The 21,418-nt window shown below is 63.2% G+C and carries 34 protein-coding genes; 2 read left to right on the top strand and 32 right to left on the bottom strand.

Annotated elements, in window-relative coordinates; all coding sequences use genetic code 11:
- Positions 1–124: 124 nt before the first annotated feature.
- A complete protein-coding gene (locus tag G342_RS0119935; RefSeq protein WP_018184934.1) occupies positions 125–694 on the top strand; it encodes a nucleoside 2-deoxyribosyltransferase in 570 nt (189 codons plus the stop codon).
- Between the two features lie 5 nt (positions 695–699).
- On the opposite strand, the gene G342_RS0119930 is transcribed toward G342_RS0119935, so the two are convergent.
- From G342_RS0119930 to G342_RS0119915, 4 genes are all read right to left on the bottom strand, one after another.
- Positions 700–1,329, bottom strand: a complete 630-nt coding sequence (locus G342_RS0119930; RefSeq protein WP_018184933.1) for a glutathione S-transferase family protein — start codon at positions 1,327–1,329, stop codon at positions 700–702.
- A gap of 66 nt (positions 1,330–1,395) precedes the next feature.
- The gene (locus tag G342_RS24745; RefSeq protein ID WP_018184932.1) at positions 1,396–2,295 is read right to left on the bottom strand and encodes an alpha/beta hydrolase; all 900 of its coding nucleotides are present in this window, start codon (positions 2,293–2,295) and stop codon (positions 1,396–1,398) included.
- A gap of 84 nt (positions 2,296–2,379) precedes the next feature.
- Positions 2,380–3,687 carry a replication-associated recombination protein A gene (locus G342_RS0119920; RefSeq protein WP_018184931.1) on the bottom strand — a complete coding sequence of 436 codons (1,308 nt, stop codon included), beginning with the start codon at positions 3,685–3,687 and terminating at the stop codon, positions 2,380–2,382.
- Positions 3,688–3,720: 33 nt separating this feature from the next.
- Positions 3,721–5,115, bottom strand: coding sequence for a DegQ family serine endoprotease (locus G342_RS0119915; protein ID WP_018184930.1), 1,395 nt, complete (start codon positions 5,113–5,115; stop codon positions 3,721–3,723).
- Positions 5,116–5,380: 265 nt separating this feature from the next.
- Between G342_RS0119915 and G342_RS0119910 the strand changes: the two genes are divergently transcribed.
- Complete coding sequence (locus G342_RS0119910) at positions 5,381–6,352, top strand: hypothetical protein (protein ID WP_026304635.1); 972 nt, start codon at positions 5,381–5,383, stop codon at positions 6,350–6,352.
- Positions 6,353–6,777: 425 nt separating this feature from the next.
- Here the strand turns inward: G342_RS0119910 and rplQ are convergent, their stop codons facing one another.
- The 28 genes from rplQ to G342_RS0119770 all read right to left on the bottom strand — a co-directional run.
- Positions 6,778–7,209 (bottom strand): 50S ribosomal protein L17, encoded by a 432-nt coding sequence (gene rplQ, locus G342_RS0119905; RefSeq protein ID WP_018184929.1) that lies wholly within the window; start codon positions 7,207–7,209, stop codon positions 6,778–6,780.
- A gap of 49 nt (positions 7,210–7,258) precedes the next feature.
- A complete protein-coding gene (locus tag G342_RS0119900) occupies positions 7,259–8,275 on the bottom strand; it encodes a DNA-directed RNA polymerase subunit alpha (RefSeq protein ID WP_018184928.1) in 1,017 nt (338 codons plus the stop codon).
- 123 nt (positions 8,276–8,398) lie between these two features.
- A complete protein-coding gene (gene rpsK, locus G342_RS0119895; protein WP_018184927.1) occupies positions 8,399–8,788 on the bottom strand; it encodes a 30S ribosomal protein S11 in 390 nt (129 codons plus the stop codon).
- A 78-nt stretch (positions 8,789–8,866) separates the two neighbouring features.
- Complete coding sequence (gene rpsM, locus G342_RS0119890) at positions 8,867–9,235, bottom strand: 30S ribosomal protein S13 (RefSeq protein WP_026304634.1); 369 nt, start codon at positions 9,233–9,235, stop codon at positions 8,867–8,869.
- A gap of 159 nt (positions 9,236–9,394) precedes the next feature.
- A complete protein-coding gene (locus tag G342_RS0119885; protein WP_018184925.1) occupies positions 9,395–10,000 on the bottom strand; it encodes an adenylate kinase in 606 nt (201 codons plus the stop codon).
- Positions 9,997–11,331, bottom strand: coding sequence for a preprotein translocase subunit SecY (gene secY / locus G342_RS0119880; RefSeq protein ID WP_018184924.1), 1,335 nt, complete (start codon positions 11,329–11,331; stop codon positions 9,997–9,999). Before secY ends, G342_RS0119885 begins: the two co-directional genes overlap by 4 nt.
- Before the next feature lie 108 nt (positions 11,332–11,439).
- Positions 11,440–11,928: a 50S ribosomal protein L15 gene (gene rplO / locus G342_RS0119875; RefSeq protein WP_018184923.1), complete on the bottom strand. Its 489-nt coding sequence runs from the start codon at positions 11,926–11,928 to the stop codon at positions 11,440–11,442.
- Positions 11,929–11,947: 19 nt separating this feature from the next.
- On the bottom strand, positions 11,948–12,154 hold the full coding sequence (gene rpmD, locus G342_RS0119870) for a 50S ribosomal protein L30 (RefSeq protein WP_018184922.1): 207 nt from the start codon (positions 12,152–12,154) through the stop codon (positions 11,948–11,950).
- A gap of 30 nt (positions 12,155–12,184) precedes the next feature.
- Positions 12,185–12,730, bottom strand: a complete 546-nt coding sequence (rpsE, locus tag G342_RS0119865; RefSeq protein ID WP_026304633.1) for a 30S ribosomal protein S5 — start codon at positions 12,728–12,730, stop codon at positions 12,185–12,187.
- Positions 12,731–12,777: 47 nt separating this feature from the next.
- Positions 12,778–13,134, bottom strand: a complete 357-nt coding sequence (gene rplR / locus G342_RS0119860) for a 50S ribosomal protein L18 (protein ID WP_018184920.1) — start codon at positions 13,132–13,134, stop codon at positions 12,778–12,780.
- Between the two features lie 11 nt (positions 13,135–13,145).
- Entirely contained in the window at positions 13,146–13,679 is a 534-nt protein-coding gene (gene rplF / locus G342_RS0119855; RefSeq protein WP_026304632.1) for a 50S ribosomal protein L6, read from the bottom strand.
- Between the two features lie 40 nt (positions 13,680–13,719).
- The gene (rpsH, locus tag G342_RS0119850) at positions 13,720–14,118 is read right to left on the bottom strand and encodes a 30S ribosomal protein S8 (RefSeq protein ID WP_018184918.1); all 399 of its coding nucleotides are present in this window, start codon (positions 14,116–14,118) and stop codon (positions 13,720–13,722) included.
- Between the two features lie 14 nt (positions 14,119–14,132).
- Entirely contained in the window at positions 14,133–14,438 is a 306-nt protein-coding gene (rpsN, locus tag G342_RS0119845) for a 30S ribosomal protein S14 (RefSeq protein WP_018184917.1), read from the bottom strand.
- 26 nt (positions 14,439–14,464) lie between these two features.
- Positions 14,465–15,022 (bottom strand): 50S ribosomal protein L5, encoded by a 558-nt coding sequence (rplE, locus tag G342_RS0119840; protein ID WP_018184916.1) that lies wholly within the window; start codon positions 15,020–15,022, stop codon positions 14,465–14,467.
- Positions 15,015–15,332, bottom strand: coding sequence for a 50S ribosomal protein L24 (gene rplX / locus G342_RS0119835; protein ID WP_018184915.1), 318 nt, complete (start codon positions 15,330–15,332; stop codon positions 15,015–15,017). The genes rplE and rplX overlap by 8 nt, the downstream gene beginning before the upstream one ends.
- Positions 15,332–15,700 carry a 50S ribosomal protein L14 gene (gene rplN, locus G342_RS0119830; RefSeq protein WP_018184914.1) on the bottom strand — a complete coding sequence of 123 codons (369 nt, stop codon included), beginning with the start codon at positions 15,698–15,700 and terminating at the stop codon, positions 15,332–15,334. Before rplN ends, rplX begins: the two co-directional genes overlap by 1 nt.
- A gap of 81 nt (positions 15,701–15,781) precedes the next feature.
- Entirely contained in the window at positions 15,782–16,021 is a 240-nt protein-coding gene (rpsQ, locus tag G342_RS0119825) for a 30S ribosomal protein S17 (RefSeq protein WP_018184913.1), read from the bottom strand.
- A 10-nt stretch (positions 16,022–16,031) separates the two neighbouring features.
- On the bottom strand, positions 16,032–16,232 hold the full coding sequence (rpmC, locus tag G342_RS0119820; RefSeq protein ID WP_018184912.1) for a 50S ribosomal protein L29: 201 nt from the start codon (positions 16,230–16,232) through the stop codon (positions 16,032–16,034).
- A gap of 25 nt (positions 16,233–16,257) precedes the next feature.
- Positions 16,258–16,671: a 50S ribosomal protein L16 gene (rplP, locus tag G342_RS0119815; protein WP_018184911.1), complete on the bottom strand. Its 414-nt coding sequence runs from the start codon at positions 16,669–16,671 to the stop codon at positions 16,258–16,260.
- Positions 16,672–16,703: 32 nt separating this feature from the next.
- Complete coding sequence (gene rpsC, locus G342_RS0119810) at positions 16,704–17,414, bottom strand: 30S ribosomal protein S3 (RefSeq protein ID WP_018184910.1); 711 nt, start codon at positions 17,412–17,414, stop codon at positions 16,704–16,706.
- Positions 17,414–17,794 (bottom strand): 50S ribosomal protein L22, encoded by a 381-nt coding sequence (rplV, locus tag G342_RS0119805; RefSeq protein WP_018184909.1) that lies wholly within the window; start codon positions 17,792–17,794, stop codon positions 17,414–17,416. Before rplV ends, rpsC begins: the two co-directional genes overlap by 1 nt.
- Position 17,795: 1 nt before the next feature.
- Positions 17,796–18,074, bottom strand: coding sequence for a 30S ribosomal protein S19 (rpsS, locus tag G342_RS0119800; protein WP_018184908.1), 279 nt, complete (start codon positions 18,072–18,074; stop codon positions 17,796–17,798).
- A gap of 14 nt (positions 18,075–18,088) precedes the next feature.
- Positions 18,089–18,925 (bottom strand): 50S ribosomal protein L2, encoded by an 837-nt coding sequence (gene rplB / locus G342_RS0119795; RefSeq protein ID WP_018184907.1) that lies wholly within the window; start codon positions 18,923–18,925, stop codon positions 18,089–18,091.
- Positions 18,926–18,948: 23 nt separating this feature from the next.
- Positions 18,949–19,242, bottom strand: coding sequence for a 50S ribosomal protein L23 (locus tag G342_RS0119790; protein ID WP_018184906.1), 294 nt, complete (start codon positions 19,240–19,242; stop codon positions 18,949–18,951).
- Entirely contained in the window at positions 19,239–19,859 is a 621-nt protein-coding gene (gene rplD, locus G342_RS0119785; RefSeq protein ID WP_018184905.1) for a 50S ribosomal protein L4, read from the bottom strand. The genes G342_RS0119790 and rplD overlap by 4 nt, the downstream gene beginning before the upstream one ends.
- Entirely contained in the window at positions 19,859–20,578 is a 720-nt protein-coding gene (gene rplC / locus G342_RS0119780) for a 50S ribosomal protein L3 (protein WP_020411038.1), read from the bottom strand. The genes rplD and rplC overlap by 1 nt, the downstream gene beginning before the upstream one ends.
- Before the next feature lie 16 nt (positions 20,579–20,594).
- The gene (rpsJ, locus tag G342_RS0119775) at positions 20,595–20,903 is read right to left on the bottom strand and encodes a 30S ribosomal protein S10 (protein WP_018184903.1); all 309 of its coding nucleotides are present in this window, start codon (positions 20,901–20,903) and stop codon (positions 20,595–20,597) included.
- 65 nt (positions 20,904–20,968) lie between these two features.
- On the bottom strand, positions 20,969–21,418 hold a 450-nt coding region (locus tag G342_RS0119770), incomplete at its 5' end, for an EF-Tu C-terminal domain-related protein (RefSeq protein WP_018184653.1).

Below are 21,418 nucleotides of genomic sequence, written 5' to 3'. Positions count from 1 at the left end.
CCGGCCTGCCTCTTGGATAGCCCACTCGCGACACGGGGTCGATGCTTCCGTCCGGCACAGGCGGGGATAGTGACACCGCTCCGTCCCTGTGGAAGGCTCGCCAAGTCAACAGGGGGATGAATAGGTGTCGAAGAAGATCTATCTCGCTGGTCCCGAGGTGTTCCTGCCGAACGCGCGCGAGATGCTGGCGCGCAAGGCGGAACTCGCGCGAGCGGCAGGTTTCGAGCCGCTTTCGCCGGGGGATCTCGAAATTCCCGTCGCTGATACGAAGAAGGGATTAGGCTACGCAATCAGCGCGGTCGACGAGCGGATGATGCTGGAGGCGGACGCCATCATCGCCAATCTGACGCCGTTTCGCGGGATCGCCGCCGATACCGGCACGACCTTCGAGCTGGGCTTCATGTGCGCGCTCGGCAAGGCCGTCTTCGCCTACACCAACGTCGCCGCCAACCACTATCGTCGCGTCGTCGCGCACTATCACGGCGAGGTCTCGAAGGGCGATGACGGCCATCTGCGCGGACCCGACGGTCTCTCCGTCGAGGATTTCGACATGATCGACAATCTGATGCTGCATGGCGGTGTCGAGCGGCGCGGCGGCACCGTCATCGTCGGCCACGCGGCGCCGGATGCGCTTTATACCGATCTCACCGCCTTCAAGACCTGCCTCGCCGTCGCGGCCGATCGACTGCTCTGAGCCGCTCAGGGTTTCGGCGGCGTCAGGGTCTGCGAGTTCTCGATGAAGACCGGCAGCGCTTCGCATTCAGACGCCAGCGCCTGCAGGCGCGGCCAGGAATTGTCCTTGAGGAGTCCCGGATTGGATTCACGGGCAAACCGAAGCGCGCAGGCCACCGCGATGTCGGCATGGCCGATCCGGTCGCCATACCACCAAGGCGTCGAGCGCGCCGCGCGGTCCGCCTCGAGCGCATCGAGCGTCGCGCCGATCTGGGTCCGGCAGCGTTCGATCCAGAGCGCAGACCGGTCCTTGCGAAGGATCTGTTCGTAGAACAGGCTGACCGCCTTGTCGGCCATGCCCATGGCAAGCGCGATCGTCTTCAGCGCGTGCCGCCGCTCCGGTCCGAATGGGGCCAGCATCACCTTGTCGGGGCCAGCCAGTTCATCGAGATAATCGAGGATCGCAGCGCTTTCGATCAGAACCTCGCTATCCTCCAGCACCAATGTCGGAACCCGTCGCAACGGATTGTAAGTGCCCAGCCTTTCGGCGTCGCCGAATGTGGACCATGGCCACTGCTCGAAGGGCAGATCATAAAACCGCAGCGCGATCGCCACGCGGCGGACGAAGGGTGAATCATACTGGCCGATAAGGATCAAGGCGGAGCGCTCCCAACAAGGCAGCCATCATGCAACGAGCAAGGCTCTATCGGAAGGGCCGCCGCATCAACCGCAGCCCGTTCCGAGCTGCGGCGACAGCCAGATCAGCGCTGGATCGATAGCCCGCTGCCAGTAGTCCCAGAAATGTCGCCCCTCGCTGCTCCGGCTCTCGACCGAGTAGCCCTGCTCTTGCAGTTCCATGGCAAGCTGTCCGCCAGCCCGGATCAACTCCGGGTAGTCGCCATCGCCGATCGCCATCCAGATCCCCGGCGGATCGGACGGCGCGGGCGTCGCAGCGACAATGGTGAAGAGATTGAGGGCGTTGAAGCGATCGGCTTCGATCGGGGCGCCATAGGCCCCCTTGTAGAGATCGCGGATAAATGGCGCATGCAGCCGTGGATCGCCCGGACCGATCGGATCGGCGATGGCGCCGGAGAGGCTGATCGCCGCCCGGAACAGGTCGGGATGGCGAAGCGTCAGCAACAATGCGCCATAGCCGCCCATCGACAGCCCGCCAATTGCGCGGCCGCCGCGGCAGGCCGCCGTCGGCAAGCGCGCATCGATCGCGGCAATCAGGTCGGTGGTGAGCGCCGTTTCCATGCGGCCCAGGCCACCGACATCGGGATTGTCGACATACCAGCTATCGCCCGCGCCGGGCGCCACCACGACAAGCGGCTGGATCGCCCCCGACGCGATCAGCCGGTCCAGAATGGTGGCGAGGTTGCCCCAGCTGAACCAATCGCCGTCTCGCCCGGTCAATCCATGCAGCAGATAGACGACGGGCCACCGTTTCCCCACAGCCGGCGCATTGTCCGGAATGTAGACGGCATAGGGAATCGGACGACCGAGGACAGGGCTTTCCGCCGACTGGTGGAACTCCGTCCGGCTCGCCGCGTCGACGTCAGCGACAGAGAGGTGCCCGAACAGAAGGCTCGCGCAGATCGACCATCCCTTGCCAAGCCGCATGATTTCCCTCATCTGCCGAGCGACACATCAGCCGCCGCCACTTAGAGATGAGAAAATCTGGGAAAGGAAGGGTCAACGGGAAACCTACTCCCCGCGCTCCTTCCGGAGCTTGGCCCAATAGTCCATGCGCTTGCGGATATCGCGCTCGAAGCCGCGTTCGACCGGCTGGTAGAAGCTCTGCCGACCGAGCGCGTCCGGGAAATAGTCCTGGCCCGAAAAGGCGTCCGGCTCGTCATGGTCGTAGCGATAGCCGGCGTTGTAGCCCTCGTCCTTCATCAGCTTGGTCGGCGCGTTCAGGATGCGCTTCGGCGGCAGCAGCGACCCACCCTGCTTGGCGGTCTGCATCGCCGCCTTGAACGCCATATAGACGGCGTTCGATTTCGGCGCGGTGGCGAGATAGACGGCCGCCTGCGCGAAGGCGAGCTCGCCCTCCGGACTGCCGAGATAATCGTAGGCGTCCTTCGCCGCATTGGCGACGACGAGCGCCTGCGGATCGGCAAGGCCGATATCCTCGACCGCCATCCGTACCAGCCGGCGTCCGAGATAGAGTGGATCCTCGCCGGCGTCGAACATGCGCGCGAGATAATAGAGCGCTGCATCGGGATCGGAACCGCGGATCGACTTGTGCAGGGCCGAGATCAGATTGTAGTGGCCATCCTGGCCCTTGTCGTAGATCGGCGCCCGGCGCTGGACGATCTCCTGCAATCCCTTGGCGTCGAAGATCTCGCCCGGCTTCGCGGCGCGCCAGACTTCCTCCGACAGAGTCAAGGAGGCGCGGCCGTCGCCATCGGCCATGCGGATCAGCGTCTCGCGAGCCTCCTCGTCGAGCGGCAATGGCTTGCCCTCGACGATCTCGGCCCGATCGAGCAGCTTGGCGATCGACTCGGGACCATGCGAGTGGAACACCAGCACGCGCGCCCGCGATAGAAGAGCGGCGTTGAGTTCGAAGGACGGGTTCTCCGTCGTCGCGCCGACCAGCGTGACGGTGCCATCCTCCATCACCGGCAAGAAGCTATCCTGCTGGGCGCGGTTGAAGCGATGGATTTCGTCGACGAAGAGCAGCGTGCCCTTGCCGATCTGGCGGCGGCCGCGCGCCTGATCGAACACCTTCTTCAGATCGGCGACGCCGGAGAAGATCGCCGAGATCTGCTCGAAATGCAGGTCAGTCTCGTTGGCGAGCAGGCGCGCCACCGTCGTCTTGCCGGTGCCGGGCGGGCCCCAGAAGATCATCGAGCCGAGCGAGCCGGAGTTCAGCATGCGCGACAGCGCACCATCCTCGCCGACGAGGTGATCCTGGCCGACGACATCGGCGAGCCGCTCGGGACGCAGCCGGTCGGCCAAAGGCCGCGGCGCGGCCCTCTCCATTCCGGCGGCCTCGAACAGGTTACTCATGTCTCACCATCCGTCCTGCCAATTCCGACCGGATCACCGGCCAACTTGCGAGCGGATCAGACGGCCGCCACGCTCGATGACGAGACGATAGCGCGAGGCGTCCTGCCCCGCGATCTTGGCGAGTTCCGCGGTCGTCTCGACCTTCGCGCCATTGACCTCGACCACAACATCGCCGGGCCGGAAGCCGACGCCGGATGCCGGCGATCCCTTGTCGACCGACTGAATCAGAACACCCTTGCGGCGCTTGCCTTGATAGGCCTGCTCCTCGACGACGGCCGGCGACAGGTTGACCACGGTCGCCCCGGCGAAGGGCGATGATCCGGGGATGGCGCGTTCGTCACGCGCCGGCGTCTCGGGGGCCGCGACCAGGTCGAGTTGGGTGGCGCCTTCCTTGCCGCCGCGGATATAGGCCAGCTTCGCCGCGCCGCCGACGCCCTTGGTGGCGATGCGATAGTTGAAGCCGTTGGGATCATCGACCTCGACGCCATCGACGCTGACGACCAGATCGCCGGAGCGGAGGCCGGCCTTGTCGGCGGGGCTATCCGTCTCGACATCGGTGACGAGCGCGCCACGCGGCCGGCCGATGCCAAGCCCTTCCGCAATCTCCGGCGTCACCTGCTGAAAGCCGGCGCCGACCCAGGCAAGCCGGAGCCTGCCATCCTTCAGCGCCGATTGGGCGACGACACGGACCATGTTGGAGGGGATTGCGAAGCCGATGCCGATCGAACCGCCGCTGCGCGAATAGATCGCCGTGTTGATGCCGACGAGATTGCCGTCCATGTCGACGAGTGCGCCGCCGGAATTGCCCGGATTGATGGCGGCGTCGGTCTGCACGAAGAACTGATAGTCGGAAGCGCCGATCTGGGTGCGCGCGAGCGCCGAGACGATGCCGCTCGTCACTGTCTGGCCAACGCCGAAGGGATCGCCGATCGCCAAAACAAGGTCGCCGACCTCGAGCGCATCCGAGTCGGCATAGGAGACGACGGGGAAGTGGCCGCCGGCATCCTTCAGTTTCAACACGGCCAGATCCATGCGCTCATCCTTGAGCAGGACCTCTGCCTCGTATTCGCGCTTGTCCGAGAGGGCGACCTTCACTTCGTCCGCATTGGCGATGACGTGATAATTGGTAACCACCACGCCCGCCGGGTCGACGATCACGCCGGATCCGAGCGATTGCTGCACCCGCTTGCGGGGCGCATCGTTCATGTCGCCGCCGAAGAAGCGCCGGAAGAACGGATCGTCCATGAAGGGCGAAACCCGCTGCTGCACGACGCGCGAGGCATAGACATTGACGACGGCGGGCGACACGCGCTTGACGATCGGCGAGAAGGAATAGCGAAGCGCCGCTTCCGATGGAGGCACCGTGCGGTCGACCGCATATGCGGAGCCCCCCATCAGCGCGCCCACCAATCCGATCGCCACTGCCATTCCAATCCGCATCTGTCCGCCCTTCTGCAGAGATTCCATCAGCCAGCATGGTACATGAAATGCGGCGTCGCGGTGACCTCGCCAATGCGGGCTGCGGAGCGCTGAGCACGAATCCACAACGGGTGCTTCCTTTGATGGTGCCACCTGCCATAGGCTCGCCCAGACTCGATGCGATAAGCCGACATCCGGTGACCTCCGGCGCCTCGTTCCACACTTGGCGCTGGCGCCGACATCTGAATAATGCCTTAGGCGCATAGGGATCAGAATGCTCTGGATCATCCTGTTCATCGTAGGTCTTTTGGTTCTTTTGGCCGGCCTGGTTCCGATGCTCCTCAATGGGAGGAGCAAGAAGAGCGCTGCCGCCATCGCGATCGGCGCGATTCTGCTGGCGGCAGGAATCACCGGCGTCGTCATCGACCCGAGATTGCCGCTGACGATGCCGAACATCGCCGCGATCGAGGATGCCGTGACCGGCAACGCGGAACCCGAAGCCTCGCCGCAGTCCGCCGAACCCGTCCCCGAAGCGTCCGCCAGCCCGGCGGCTCCAGTCCGCGTCGTCGAGCCGGCCCAGGTGCCGGAGGCCCAGCCGGCATCCTCCGCGAAGGACGAATCGCAGCTCGAGCCGACGCCCCTCCCCGACCCGGTACCCGTGACCACGACGACCGTCCCTGGCGGCGAACCGGACCCGCTGACCGCCGGCACGCCGCCGACGCCGGTACCCTCGCCCGCCGCCGCGCCGGCAGAGGATAGCATCGCCGCCCTCGCCCTCGCCGCCCAGCAGCCGAAGGATCAGGCCGCCTTCGCCACCGTCATCAAGACCTCGAAGGCCGATTTCGACGCCGCCGACGATGTCGAGCGCGAATCGATCCAGCCGCAGCGCGCCGCCGCCATCTGCCAGGCCCTGCCCAAGCCGGAGATCAAGAATTGGGTTGGTACGGTCCAGGCGGCTGACAAGGCTTCCGGCGGCCGCTTGACGGTCACCGTCGCCCTGCCCGATGGCACGCTGGTCAAGACATGGAACAATGCCATGTCGGATATCGACGACAACACCCTCGTTCCCGCCGGTACGCCGTTGGCCCAGGCCTTCGGCAAGCTCAAGCCGGGTGATCCCGTTCGCTTCGCCGGCAGCTTCTTTACCGACGAGATGGATTGCTACCGTTCGAGCCGGCTGGCCCTGACTCAGTCCATGATGGAGCCGAGCTTCCTGTTCCGCTTCACGTCGGTCGAGAAGCTGTAGGGTTCGCCACCGGTCGCTCCGACCCGGCGGTGCACCCGCACCCAGAATCGGCTTTTCTGACGCCGCCCCTGTTTTGAGGGAAGCATCCGTCGTACCGTCAGAGGCCGGGGCTCATGAACTCCGGCCAAGAAAAACTGGGCCAAGCAACCTCGGCCGAGCTTTCCAGCCACGGGGCGGTGTGCCTGGATCCCGGCCTCGCCCGGATGGCGGCAGAGCGCGGCACGGCGGGAGGAACGCAGCGGCGGCGGGATCACGTCGCGTGCTTCGAGGCAGCCCTTAGGGCCTCTCCATCCTGCTGACGACGGTGCTGCGCGAAGGTCTTCAGATGGGATCAAGGCGTGGCCCTGTCCGTCGTCAACACCCCACCCCAAACGAAAAAGGGCGACCCGAAGGCCGCCCTTTCAAAACTCATGGATGCGGGCAGCTTACGCTGCGACGCCTTCCGACTCGGCTTCAGCCGCCGCCGTGCGGGCACGGTCCGAAGCGCCCTTGGCGTCGACGTCGCGATCGACGAACTCGATCACGGCGACCGGGGCGTTGTCGCCATAGCGGAAGCCGGCCTTCAGAACGCGAAGGTAGCCACCCTGGCGCTCCTGGTAGCGCGGGCCGAGCGTGTCGAACAGCTTCTTGGCAGCGGCGACGTCGCGCAGTTCGGCGATCGCCTGACGACGTGCATGCAGGTCGCCGCGCTTGCCGAGCGTAACCAGCTTCTCGACGATCGGACGCAGGTCCTTCGCCTTCGGCAGGGTGGTGACGATCTGCTCGTGCGTGATCAGCGCTACAGCCATGTTCGCGAACATCGCCTTGCGGTGGCTCGCGGTACGGCTGAACTTGCGACCGGAATTACCGTGGCGCATGGCTCTCTCCTCAGTTTCTCTACCGGCGGCTCACGCCGTGGGTGCTGTCTTAGTAATGATCTTCGTAGCGCTTGGCGAGTTCTTCGATGTTCTCCGGCGGCCAGTTGGTGACCTCCATGCCGAGATGGAGACCCATCTGAGCGAGAACTTCCTTGATCTCGTTGAGCGACTTGCGGCCGAAATTCGGGGTCCGGAGCATCTCTGCCTCGGTCTTCTGAATCAGGTCGCCAATATAGACGATATTGTCGTTCTTCAGGCAATTGGCCGAACGGACCGAAAGTTCCAGTTCGTCCACCTTCTTCAGAAGCGACGGGTTGAAGGCGAGCTCCGGAATCGCTTCCGAAACGGTCTCCTTCTGCGGCTCTTCGAAATTGACGAAGATCGACAGCTGGTCCTGCACGATGCGGGCGGCATAGGCCACCGCGTCGTCGGGACGGAGCGAGCCGTCGGTCTCGACCGTAAGCGTCAGCTTGTCATAGTCGAGAACCTGGCCCTCGCGGGTGTTCTCGACGCGGTACGAGACCTTCTTGACCGGCGAATAGATGCTGTCGACCGGGATCAGCCCGATCGGCGCGTCTTCGGCGCGGTTGCGGTCGGCCGGGACATAGCCCTTGCCGGTATTCACCGTGAACTCCATGCGGATCTCGGCGCCCTCGTCGAGAGTGCACAGGACCAGCTCGGGGTTCAGGATCTCGATGTCGCCGACGGTCTGGATGTCACCAGCGGTGACGACGCCCGGACCCGTCTTGCGAACCACCATGCGCTTCGGGCCTTCGCCCTGCATCTTGATGGAGATTTCCTTGATGTTCAGGATGATGTCCGTGACATCTTCCCGCACGCCGGCAATCGACGAAAACTCGTGCAGAACGCCGTCGATCTGGACGGCGGTAACCGCAGCGCCCTGAAGCGAAGACAGCAGCACGCGGCGCAGCGCATTGCCGAGCGTCAGACCAAAGCCGCGCTCAAGAGGTTCCGCCACGACAGTGGCGAGACGCTTGGGATCGGAACCCGGCGTCACCTCGAGCTTGTTCGGCTTGATCAGCTCTTGCCAATTCTTATGGATCACGACCGTATCCTTTCGATCTCGAACGCCGCCCGACGGTTCGGGTGGCGTGGCGCTCCGGCGACAGGCGGAGCGCCGAATGCCGATACGCAGTGAGGACGGCGTCCTTCGACGCCGTCCGAGGCATTAGACGCGGCGACGCTTGCGCGGCCGGCAGCCATTGTGCGCGATCGGCGTCACGTCACGGATCGAGGTGATGGTGAAGCCAGCAGCCTGCAGAGCGCGCAGAGCCGACTCACGGCCCGAACCCGGACCCGAGACTTCGACTTCAAGCGTCTTCATGCCGTGCTCGGCAGCCTTGCGGCTGGCATCCTCAGCAGCCATCTGGGCAGCGTACGGGGTCGACTTACGCGAACCCTTGAAGCCCATCATGCCGGCCGACGACCAGGAAATCGCATTTCCCTGTGCGTCGGTGATGGTGATCATCGTGTTGTTGAACGTCGAGCTCACATGCGCAACGCCCGAGGAGATGTTCTTCCGCTCGCGGCGACGTACGCGCGTTGTGTCCTTGGCCATTCTCTATCCTTACGTTCGATCTCGACACCGCCGTAGCACCGGCGGCTCCACCGGGGGCCTAGCGCCCCGAATTCAAAATTACTTCTTCTTACCGGCGATCGGCTTGGCCGGACCCTTGCGGGTGCGCGCATTGGTATGCGTGCGCTGGCCGCGAACCGGAAGACCACGGCGATGACGCAGGCCGCGGTAGCAGCCGAGGTCCATCAACCGCTTGATGTTCATCGCGACTTCGCGACGCAGATCACCTTCCACGACGTAGTCGCGATCGATCGCTTCACGGATCGCCAGAACTTCGGCGTCCGAGAGCTCGTTGACGCGACGCTCGGGAGCGATGTTCGTCTTCGTGATGATGTCGAGCGCGTTCTTCGCGCCGATCCCGTGAATGTACTGAAGCGCGATGACAACGCGCTTGTTCGTCGGGATGTTTACGCCTGCGATACGGGCCAATGCCGTCTCCATCTCAAGCCGTCGGAACCTTCCGGCAGCACCTCTAGTTTCCCGCGTCCGGTGGAGGCCGGCTCTTGCGGGCAGTCTTGCGCAAATAAGCAATGCCGTCCCCTGAAATGTCAGGGAACGCCAACGCCCGTTTGCAGCAGGTCGCGAGCCTTATCGACTCGGAACCTGTTCGTCAAGTCTATCCAGTGTCGCCGCAATGTCCGCCGACACTTCGTCGATCGAACGCATGCCGTCGAACTCGACCAAACGGCCCTTCGCCTTGTAGTAGGGCGAGATCACCGCCGTATCCCGATTATAGGCTGCGAGCCTGGTCTTGAAGACCTCGGGATCGTCGTCCTTGCGGACCGGCTCACCCCGGGCGCGCGTCTCGTCGGCACGCTTGGTGATGCGATCGGTCAGCTTCGACTGGTCGACCTTCAACTCGAGCACGGCGTCAAGCTTGACGCCCTTGCTGGCGAGCATCTTCTCCAGCGCATCCGCCTGGGCGATCGTGCGCGGGAAACCATCGAGGATGAAGCCCTTGCGGGCATCCGGTTCCTCGATCCGGTCGGCAACGATACCGACGACGACATCGTCAGGAACGAGGTTGCCCGCGTCCATCAGCGCCTTGGCCTGCAGGCCGATCGGCGTCTCCGCTGCCACGGCGGCCCGCAACATGTCGCCAGTCGACAGCTGCGGAATGCCGTAACGCTTCACCAGTCGCGCGGACTGCGTGCCCTTACCAGCTCCCGGCGGTCCGAGCAGGATCAGTCTCATCGCCTCTTCCCCCGGAGCTTGGACTTCTTGACCAAGCCCTCATACTGATGCGCCAACAGGTGGCCCTGGATCTGCGACACCGTATCCATCGTCACGTTGACGACGATCAGCAGCGACGTACCACCGAAGTAGAACGGCACATGGGTGGCCGAGATCAGGAACTCGGGCAGAAGACAAACGACGACCAGGTAGATAGCGCCGAGCAGCGTGATGCGCGTCAGCACATAGTCGATGTACTCGGCCGTCCTCTGGCCCGGACGGATGCCCGGAATGAAGCCGCCATGCTTCTTCAGATTGTCCGCCGTGTCGGTCGGATTAAACACGATCGCCGTATAGAAGAAGGCGAAGAACATGATCATCGCCGCGTACAGCAGCATGTACAGGACGGTACCGTGTCCGAGCAGCGCAACCGTCGACGTCAGCCAGCTCGGCGCCCCGCTCGACGCGGTGAAGTTGGCGATAGTGGCCGGCAGCAGCAGCAGCGACGAGGCGAAGATCGGCGGGATGACGCCCGACGTGTTCAGCTTTAGCGGCAGATGCGACGACTCACCCTGGAACATCCGGTTGCCAACCTGGCGCTTCGGATACTGGATGATGAGGCGGCGCTGGGCGCGCTCCATGAACACGATGAAGGCAATCGCGACGACCGCGACGACGGCGACGAGCAGGATGACCCAAGTCGCCAAGGCGCCCTGGCGGCCGAGCTCCAGCATACCGATCAGAGCATGCGGAAGGTTGGCGACGATGCCGGCGAAGATGATCAGCGAAATACCGTTACCGATGCCGCGCGAGGTGATCTGCTCACCGAGCCACATCAGGAACATCGTGCCGCCGGTCAGGGTGATGACCGTCGCGATGCGGAAGAACATGCCGGGATCGATGACGATGTTCGTGCCGCCCTCGAGCCCGACGGCGATGCCGTAGGCCTGGACGATGGCGAGGAAGACCGTACCGTACCGCGTGTACTGGTTGATGATCTTGCGACCGGCCTCCCCTTCCTTCTTCAAGGCTTCAAGGGAGGGAACGATCGACGTCATCAGCTGGATGATGATCGATGCCGAGATGTAGGGCATGATGCCGAGCGCAAAAATCGCCATGCGTCCGACGGCACCGCCGGAGAACATGTTGAACAGGCCAAGAATGCCCGACTGCTGATTATTGAATGCGCTGGCGAGAGCTTCCGGGTTGATGCCGGGAAGCGGAATATAGGTGCCGAGCCGATAGACGAGCAACGCACCCAGCGTGAACCAGATGCGTTTCTTCAGAGCCTCGGCTTTGGCGAAGGCGCCAAAATTGAGATTGGCCGCCAGTTGTTCAGCCGCTGATGCCATTCGCCGCTCCGTTCGGGCCCGGAAACCGGGCCCCAATGCCCCTGCCGGGCATCAAGTGGTCTCTCGGAGGCGCCGCGACAAGCGGCGCCCCTCCCCGAACGACGCAGTTTAAGCTGCGTCCGTCTTGTCCGAAGCCTTGGCAGCCAGGACCTTGACGGACCCGCCAGCCTTTTCAACGGCCTCGATGGCCGACTTCGACGCACCGGCGATTTCGAAGGCAACAGCGGCCTTCAGTTCGCCGACGCCGAGGAGGCGAACGCCATCCTGCACGCGACGGACGACACCGGCTTCCTTCAGCGCTTCAACCGTCACCGGCTTCGTCGCGTCGAGCTTGCCTGCATCGATCGCCGTCTGGACACGACCGAGGCTGACCTCATTGTAGTCCTTGGCGAAGATGTTGTTGAAGCCGCGCTTCGGCAGACGCCGATGCAACGGCATCTGGCCGCCTTCAAAGCCCTTGATCGCCACGCCCGTGCGCGACTTCTGGCCCTTGACGCCGCGACCGCCGGTCTTGCCCTTACCCGAACCGATACCGCGTCCGACGCGCATGCGGTCCTTGCTGGAACCCGGGTTGTCGTTGATCTCGTTGAGCTTCATCGAACTGGTCCTTCTGGGCTCAAGCCTCGTCCACAACGCGGACGAGGTGAGCCACCTTGGCGATCATGCCGCGAACCGCAGGCGTGTCCTGCAGCGTCGAACGGCGACGGATCCGGTTGAGGCCGAGGCCGATCAGCGTTGCACGCTGCTCGGCCGGACGGCGGATCGGGCTGCCGGTCTGCTCGACGGTAACCGTCTTGGCGGCGCCTTCAGATTTCTTGGCCATTTGGTCAAATCCTCGAATTCAATCGGGCGCTCACGCCTCGGCGGAAGCTTCGGCTTCGCCGCCGCGACGGGCCTGCAGGGCCGACACCTTGATGCCACGACGGGCCGCGACGGAGCGCGGGCTGTCTTCGGCGCCGAGTGCCGCGAAGGTCGCACGCACCATGTTGTACGGGTTCGACGAACCCATCGACTTGGCGACGACGTCCTGGACGCCCAGGGTCTCGAACACGGCGCGCATCGGGCCACCGGCGATGATGCCGGTACCAGCAGGCGCAGCGCGCAGGAAAACCTTGCCGGCGCCGTGGCGACCGAACACGTCATGGTGAAGGGTCCGGCCCTCGCGGAGCGGAACCCGAACCAGGCTGCGCTTCGCTGCTTCCGTCGCCTTACGGATCGCTTCAGGCACTTCGCGCGCCTTGCCGTGGCCGAAACCGACCCGGCCCTTCTGGTCGCCGACGACGACGAGGGCTGCGAAGCCGAACCGCCGTCCGCCCTTCACCACCTTCGCGACGCGATTGATGTGAACGAGCTTGTCGACGAATTCGCTGTCGCGCTCTTCCCGCTGCTCTCTGGCCATCGAAAGATCCAATCGTCCTGTGTTTCGTGATGACGCGCCTCAGCGCATCAGAAGTCCAGACCGCCCTCGCGAGCGCCGTCGGCCAGCGCCTTGACGCGGCCATGAAAAAGATAACCACCGCGGTCGAAGACGACCTGGGTCACGCCGGCAGCCTTGGCACGCTCGGCGACGAGCTTGCCGACTGCCTCGGCGGCTGCCTTGTCGGCACCCGTCTTCAGCGAGCCGCGGAGATCCTTTTCCAGCGTCGATGCCGAGGCGAGCGTACGCCCCTCGGCATCGTCGATCACCTGGGCATAAATGTGCTCCGACGAGCGGTAGACGCTGAGCCGGGGACGTCCGTTCGCAACCTTCCGGAGCGCACGGCGGACGCGCGCAGCGCGACGGTCCTGCAGAATATTGGCCATGACGGTCTCCGTTACTTCTTCTTGCCTTCCTTGCGGAAGATCGTTTCGGTGGCGTACTTGACGCCCTTGCCCTTGTAAGGCTCGGGGCTGCGGTATTCGCGAATCTCGGCCGCAACCTGGCCGACGCGCTGCTTGTCAATGCCCGAAACGATGATCTCGACCGGACGCGGCGTCACGATGGTGATGCCCTCCGGGATCGCATAGACCACGTCATGGCTGTAGCCAAGAGCGAGCTGCAGGTTCGAGCCCTGGACGGCGGCGCGGTAACCCACGCCGTTGATCTCGAGCTTCTTGGAGAAGCCCTCGCTCACGCCCTTCATCAGGTTCGCAATCATCGTGCGCGACATACCCCAAGCGGCGCGAGCCGGCTTGCTGTCATCACGCGGGGCGACCTGAACGCCCGCTTCCGTCAGTTCAACTGCGACGTTATCCGTAAAGTCGAAGGACAATTCGCCCTTCGGACCCTTCACCGACACCGTGTGGCCGTTGATCGTGGCCGTGACGCCCTTGGGCACTGCCACCGGCTTCTTACCAATACGAGACATCAGACAAATCCGTCCGGTTCGTGTTTCGCCATCAACCAGATCAGAATACCTGGCAAAGAACCTCACCGCCGACATTCTGGTCGCGGGCGTCCGTATCCGACATCACGCCCTTGGGCGTCGACAGGATGGACACACCGAGGCCATTCTTGACCTGCGGAATATTCTTGACCGAGGCATAGACCCGGCGACCCGGCTTCGAGACACGCTCGATGGTGCGGATCACAGGCTCGCCATCATAATACTTCAGTTCGATCTCGATCGCGGGACGGCCATTGCCGTCTTCTACGGTCGCAAAGCCACGGATGTAGCCTTCCGACTGCAGAACACCGAGAACGTTCTCGCGCAGCTTGGAGGACGGCGTCGAAACCTTCGACTGCCGGCGCATCTGAGCATTGCGGATGCGGGTGAGCATATCACCCAGAGGATCGGTCATTGTCATCGGGACCGTGCTCCTTACCAGCTCGACTTGACGAGGCCCGGGATCAACCCCAGCGACCCGAGTTCGCGCAATGCAATACGCGACATCATCAGCTTGCGATAGACGCCGCGCGGGCGGCCCGTCACTTCGCAACGGTTACGGATGCGCGTCTCCGACGCGTTCCGCGGCAGCTCAGCCAGCTTCAGGCGCGCCTGGAAGCGCTCCTCGAGCGGCAGGCTCTCGTCATTAGCCACGGCCTTCAGCTTCGTCCGCTTCGCAGAATACTGCTGGGCGAGCTTGCGGCGCCGGTTGTTCTTCTCGATCGAGCTTTTCTTAGCCATCGATTTGTCCTCGTCCTATCCCGGCGTTACTGGCGGAACGGGAAGTTCATCGCCTTCAGAAGGGCGCGAGCTTCCTCGTCAGTCTTGGCCGTGGTGCAGACGATCACGTCCATTCCCCAGACCTGATCAATCTTGTCGTAATTGATCTCCGGGAAAATCAGATGTTCCTTGATGCCCATGGCGAAGTTGCCACGACCGTCGAAGCTCTTGGGATTGAGCCCACGGAAGTCGCGAACGCGCGGCAGCGCGATGGTGACCAGGCGGTCGAGGAACTCGTACATCCGCGCCTTGCGCAGCGTGACCTTGCCGCCGATCGGCATGAATTCACGCAGCTTGAAGGTCGCGATCGACTTCGAGGCCTTCGTCACGGCGGGCTTCTGACCGGCGATCAGGGCCAGATCGCCAAGGGCCGTACCGACCTTCTTGGAATCATTGACGGCTTCGCCGATGCCCATGTTCAGAACGATCTTGTCGAGGCGGGGAACCTGCATGTGGTTCTTGTACCCGAATTCCTCGACGAGCTTCGCCCGCACTTCGTCTTCGTAGAACTTCTTGAGCCGCGGCTCGTAAGCTGCCTCAGCCATCGATCACATCTCCCGAACGCTTTGCGACGCGTTGCTTGCGCCCGTCTTCGGTCACCTGGAAGCCAACGCGTGTCGGCTTGCCATCCTTGGGGTCGGCCAGCGCGATGTTCGACAGATGGATCGTGAGCTCCTTGGCGACAATGCCGCCCTGCTCGCTCGCCGTCTGCTTCTGATGCTTGCGCGCGACGTTCACACCACGCACGACAGCGCGGTCTTCGGTCGGAATCACGCGAAGCACTTCGCCCGACTTACCCTTATCCTTACCCGTGAGGACGACGACGTTGTCGCCCTTCTTGATCTTGGCCGCCATCACAGCACCTCCGGCGCGAGCGAGATGATCTTCATGTGGTTCTTCGCGCGCAGCTCGCGCGGAACCGGTCCGAAGATACGAGTCCCGATCGGCTCCTTCTGGTTATTGATCAGAACCGCCGCATTCTTGTCGAAGCGGATGACACTGCCATCCGCGCGACGAATATCCTTGGCTGTGCGAACGACGACCGCCTTCATGACGTCGCCCTTCTTCACGCGACCCCGCGGGATCGCCTCCTTGATCGACACGACGATGATGTCGCCGACCGAGGCGTACTTCCGCTTGGAACCGCCGAGAACCTTGATGCACATCACACGACGAGCGCCGGAATTATCCGCCACGTCGAGGTTAGTCTGCATCTGAATCATGACTGGCCGCCTACTTTTCTGGTTGCCAACGAACCCTGGACACCGTCCCGGGAATCAGCAGCAACGAACCTTATTCGTGCCTTACTTATCGCCCGAGGCGATAACGACCCAGCGCTTATTCTTCGAGATCGGCGCGGTCTCTTCGATCGAGACGATATCGCCAATCTTGTGAACGTTGCCCTCGTCATGGGCGTGGTACTTCTTGGTCCGCCGCACGGTCTTCTTCATGACCGGGTGCGTGAAGCGCCGCTCGACGAGAACGACGACTGTCTTGTCGGTCTTGTCGCTGACGACGCTGCCCTGCAGAACGCGTTTCGGCATACTCGCCTCCTCAGCGCTTGTCCGCCGCGCTCTTCTGCGCAGCGATGGTCTTGATCCTGGCGATGTCGCGGCGAACCTGCCGGACACGCGCCGTGTTTTCGAGCTGGCCGGTAGCCCGCTGAAAGCGCAGGTTAAACTGCTCTTTCTTCAGGTTTGCAAGCTCAGTGTCGAGCTGGTCGGCGGTCTGCAGCCGAACGTCCTTCGCCTTCATGGCTTTATCCTCGTCCGTTCGCCGATCAATCGGCGATGCGCTGTACGAAGCGCGTCTTGATCGGGAGCTTCGCCGCGCCGAGACGGAGCGCCTCGCGGGCGGTCTCCTCGTCGACACCGTCGATCTCAAACATGATCCGACCAGGCTTGACGCGGGAGGCCCAGAATTCCGGCGCTCCCTTGCCCTTACCCATTCGGACTTCGGTCGGCTTCGACGTGACGGGCACATCCGGGAAAATCCGGATCCACACACGACCGGCGCGCTTCATAGCACGTGTGATCGCACGGCGGGCAGCCTCGATCTGGCGCGCGGTGACGCGCTCCGGCTCGAGCGCCTTCAGGCCGAACCCGCCAAAGTTCAGATCCGTACCACCCTTGGCGACGCCATGGATACGGCCCTTGAACTGCTTGCGGAACTTGGTGCGCTTCGGTTGCAGCATTTCTGTTCTCTCTCGCCCTCAGGTCCGACCTATCAGGCCGCGGAGTCGCGACGACGAGTATTCGAGCCCTGCTCGTTACCCTCAGTCTGGCGACGCTCGGAAGCCATCGGATCGTGCTCGAGGATTTCACCCTTGAAGATCCAAACCTTGATGCCGCACGTGCCATAGGCCGTGTGCGCCGTCGCGGTTCCGTAATCGATGTCGGCGCGCAGCGTGTGCAGCGGAACCCGACCCTCGCGATACCACTCGAGGCGCGCGATCTCCGCGCCGCCGAGACGGCCACCAGCGTTGATACGGATGCCGAGGGCACCAAGACGCATCGCCGACTGGACGGCGCGCTTCATGGCACGGCGGAACGCAACGCGGCGCTCGAGCTGCTGTGCGATCGACGCGGCGACCAGGTTCGAGTCGATTTCCGGCTTGCGGACTTCGACGATATTGAGATGCACTTCGCTGTCGGTCAGCTTGCCAACCAGCTTGCGGAGCTTCTCGATATCAGCGCCCTTCTTGCCGATGACGATACCCGGGCGAGCCGAGTAGATCGTCACGCGGCACTTACGGTGCGGACGCTCGATCACGATCTTGGAGACCGCGGCCTGCTTCAGCTCGACCATGAGCTTCTCGCGGATCCGCATGTCCTCGTGCAGCAGCTTGCCGTACTCGCCCTTGTTGGCGAACCAGCGGCTGTCCCACGTCCGGTTGATGCCGAGGCGGAGGCCGATCGGATTGACTTTCTGGCCCATTATGCAGCCTCCTCGGTTTCACGCACCACGATGGTGAGGTGCGAAAACGGCTTCTCGATCCGGCCGACCCGACCGCGAGCCCGCGGCGTCCAGCGCTTCATGACCAGGGCCTTGCCGACAAACGCTTCGGCCACGACCAGCGAATCAACGTCGAGATCGTGATTGTTCTCGGCGTTTGCGATCGCCGATTCCAGCGTCTTCTTTACGTCACGCGCAATCCGCTTCTCGGAGAAGGTCAGATCGGCCAGAGCCGTCGATGCCTTCTTGCCCCGGATCAGCTGCGCAACAAGATTGAGCTTGCGCGGAGAGACACGGATCATGCGCGTGATGGCGCGGGCCTCGGTGTCTTTCAGCGCCCGTTCGCGCTTCGGCTTGCCCATGTTACTTCCTCTTCGCCTTCTTGTCGGCCGTGTGACCATAGTAGGTCCGGCTCGGCGAGAACTCGCCAAACTTGTGACCGACCATGTCCTCGTTGACGATGACCGGAACGTGCTTCTGGCCGTTATAGACGCCAAAGGTCAAGCCCACAAACTGGGGCAGGATCGTGGAGCGGCGGCTCCAGATCTTGATCACCTCGCCACGACCCGAAGAGCGGCTCTTCTCGGCCTTGCGGAGGAGATAACCGTCGACGAACGGGCCTTTCCAAATAGAACGAGCCACGGACAGCCTCTCTCTTACTTGCTCTTGCGCAGATGACGGCTGCGCGCGATGAACTTGTCGGTCGACTTATTATTGCGGGTCTTCTTGCCCTTGGTCGGCTTGCCCCACGGCGTGACCGGATGACGGCCTCCCGAGGTGCGGCCTTCACCACCGCCGTGCGGATGGTCGACCGGGTTCATGGCGACACCGCGGACGCTCGGACGCTTGCCAAGCCAACGATTACGACCGGCCTTGCCGAGCGAGATGTTGGAATGGTCGGGGTTCGAAACCGCGCCGATCGTGGCCATGCAGGACTGGTGAACCAGACGCTGCTCACCCGAATTCAGGCGAAGAATGGCCATGCCGGCGTCGCGACCAACATACTGTGCATAAGCACCGGCCGAACGTGCGATCTGACCGCCCTTGCCGGGCTTCATCTCGACATTGTGCACGATGGTGCCGACCGGCATGGCGCCGAGCGGCATGGCGTTACCCGGCTTCACGTCGGCCTGGGCCGAGGAGATAACCGTGTCGCCAACGGCCAGGCGCTGCGGCGCCAGGATGTAGCTGAGCTCGCCGTCCTCATACTTGATGAGGGCGATGAAGGCCGTACGGTTCGGATCGTACTCGATCCGCTCGACGACGGCCGGAATGTCGCGCTTGGTCCGCTTGAAATCGATCAGGCGGTAAGTGCGCTTGTGACCACCGCCACGGCCATAGGCCGTGACGCGTCCCATATTGTTACGACCGCCGCTCTGACGGAGACCGACGGTGAGCCCCTTGACGGGCTTGCCGGCGTAGAGCTCCGAACGATCGACGAGAACAAGCTGGCGCTGTCCCGGCGTGGTCGGCTTGTAGTGCTTGAGAGCCATGGCTTCAGCCTATTCTTTTCGCGTCAGAGACCGGTAGAAACGTCGATCGACTGACCTTCAGCGAGCGTCACGATCGCCTTCTTGACGTCGCTCTGCTTGCCCACGATACCGCGGAAGCGCTTCACCTTGCCCTTGCGGACCAGGGTGTTGACGCCCGTGACCTTGACCTTGAAAAGCGCCTCGACGGCAGCCTTGATCTCGGGCTTGGTCGCCGTCTTCAGAACGTTGAAGACGACTTTGCTCTGCTCGGTGGCGATGGTCGATTTCTCGCTCAGCACCGGGCTGCGGATGATGTCGTAATGCGAGAGATTGCTCACTTGAACCGCTCCTGCAGGGCTTCGACCGCAGCCTTGGTCAGCACGAGCTTCTCGCGGCGCAGAATGTCATACACGTTGATGCCCTGAACCGGCAGCACATCGATATGCGGCACGTTGCGGGTCGCGAGACCGAAGTTCTCGTTGACCGCGGCGCCATCGATGATGAGCGCGTTTGCCCAGCCGAGCTTGGCCAGGTTCTCGCGAACCGCCTTCGTCTTCGGCGCATCGATGGCGATGTCCGAGACGATGATCAGGTTCTCGCCCCGGGCCTTGGCCGAGAGCGCATGACGAAGTGCAAGCTGACGGAACTTCTTGGTCAGGTCATGCGCATGGCTGCGCACCACCGGACCGAAGGCCTTGCCACCACCGCGGAACTGCGGCGCCGTCTTGGCACCGTGGCGTGCGCCGCCGGTACCCTTCTGCTTGTACATCTTCTTGGTCGTGCCGGAGACTTCCGACCGGACCTTCGACTTGTGGGTACCAGCCTGGCGCTTGGCCAGCTGGTACCGCACCATACGCTGCAGGATATCGCCGCGCGGCTCGAGACCGAAGATCTCGTCCGAAAGGGTGATCTCCCCGGCTGCCGTGCCGTCGAGCTTGGTGACCTTAATATCCATCACTCGGCCTCCTTCGCTTCAACCGCCACTTCAGCCGCGGCGCCGCGCTTCCGGAATGCGCCGGGAACCGGAACATCCTTGGGGAGCGCACGCTTCACCGCATCGCGAACCTCGATCCAGCCGCCCTTGGCGCCGGGAACGGCACCCTCGACCATGATCAGTCCCCGCTCGACGTCCGTGCGGATGACCTTGAGGTTCTGAGTGGTCACGCGGACATCGCCCATGTGACCAGCCATCTTCTTGTTCTTGAACACCCTGCCCGGATCCTGGCGCTGGCCAGTCGATCCGTGCACACGGTGAGAGACCGAGTTACCGTGTGTCGCGCGGCCACCACCGAAGTTGTGGCGCTTCATGACACCGGCAAAGCCCTTACCGATGGAGGTTCCGCTAACGTCGACGAATTGTCCGACGACGAAATGCTCGGCGGTGAGCTCGGCTCCAACCTCGATGAGGTTGTCCGGGGACACACGGAACTCCGTGACCCTGCGCTTTGGCTCGACCTCGGCCTTGGCGAAATGACCACGCTCAGCCTTGGGCGTGTTCTTCACCTTGGCGAGACCGCTTCCAAGCTGGACCGCGGTGTAACCGTTCTTATCTTCCGTCCGATGAGCGACAACCTGACAGTTGTCCAGCTTCAGCACCGTTACCGGCACCTGCTCGCCCGCATCCGTATAGATGCGGGTCATGCCCACCTTCTGTGCGATCAATCCAGAGCGCATTCTATCCTCGCTCGCCTCAGAGCTTAATTTCGACGTCCACACCGGCCGCCAGGTCGAGCTTCATCAGCGCGTCCACGGTCTGCGGTGTGGGGTCGACGATGTCGAGAAGACGCTTATGAGTGCGCATCTCGAACTGCTCACGGCTTTTCTTGTCGATATGCGGCGACCGGTTCACGGTGAACTTCTCAATTTGAGTGGGAAGTGGCACCGGGCCGACTACGCGGGCGCCGGTACGCTTCGCCGTGTTCACGATCTCGCGCGTCGATGCATCGAGAATACGATGATCGAACGCTTTGAGCCGGATCCGGATATTCTGACCGTTCATCGATTTCTGTCCTCAGGTGACATGGGCGCGCAACGCAATTGCGCGCCCGGTCCGGATCATCCGACTTACTTAATGATGCTGGCGACGACGCCCGCGCCGACGGTACGACCGCCTTCACGAATGGCGAAGCGCAGCTTCTCTTCCATGGCGATCGGCACGATCAGCTCGACATCCACCGAGATGTTGTCGCCCGGCATCACCATCTCGACGCCTTCCGGCAGCGTCACGACACCCGTCACGTCCGTCGTCCGGAAGTAGAACTGCGGACGGTAGTTCGTGAAGAACGGCGTATGACGACCACCCTCTTCCTTCGTCAGGATGTAGGCCTCGGCCTTGAACACCGTATGCGGCGTCACCGAACCGGGCTTGCACAGAACCTGACCGCGCTCGACGCCTTCACGGTCAACGCCGCGAAGAAGAGCACCGATATTGTCGCCAGCCTGGCCCTGATCGAGCAGCTTGCGGAACATTTCAACGCCCGTGCAGGTCGTCTTGACGGTCGGACGGATGCCGAC

This window comes from Kaistia granuli DSM 23481 (assembly GCF_000380505.1).
Lineage (GTDB): Bacteria > Pseudomonadota > Alphaproteobacteria > Rhizobiales > Kaistiaceae > Kaistia > Kaistia granuli.
The sequence above is the reverse complement of the archived record's forward strand: the minus strand, read 5'-3'. Positions and strand labels throughout refer to the sequence as shown.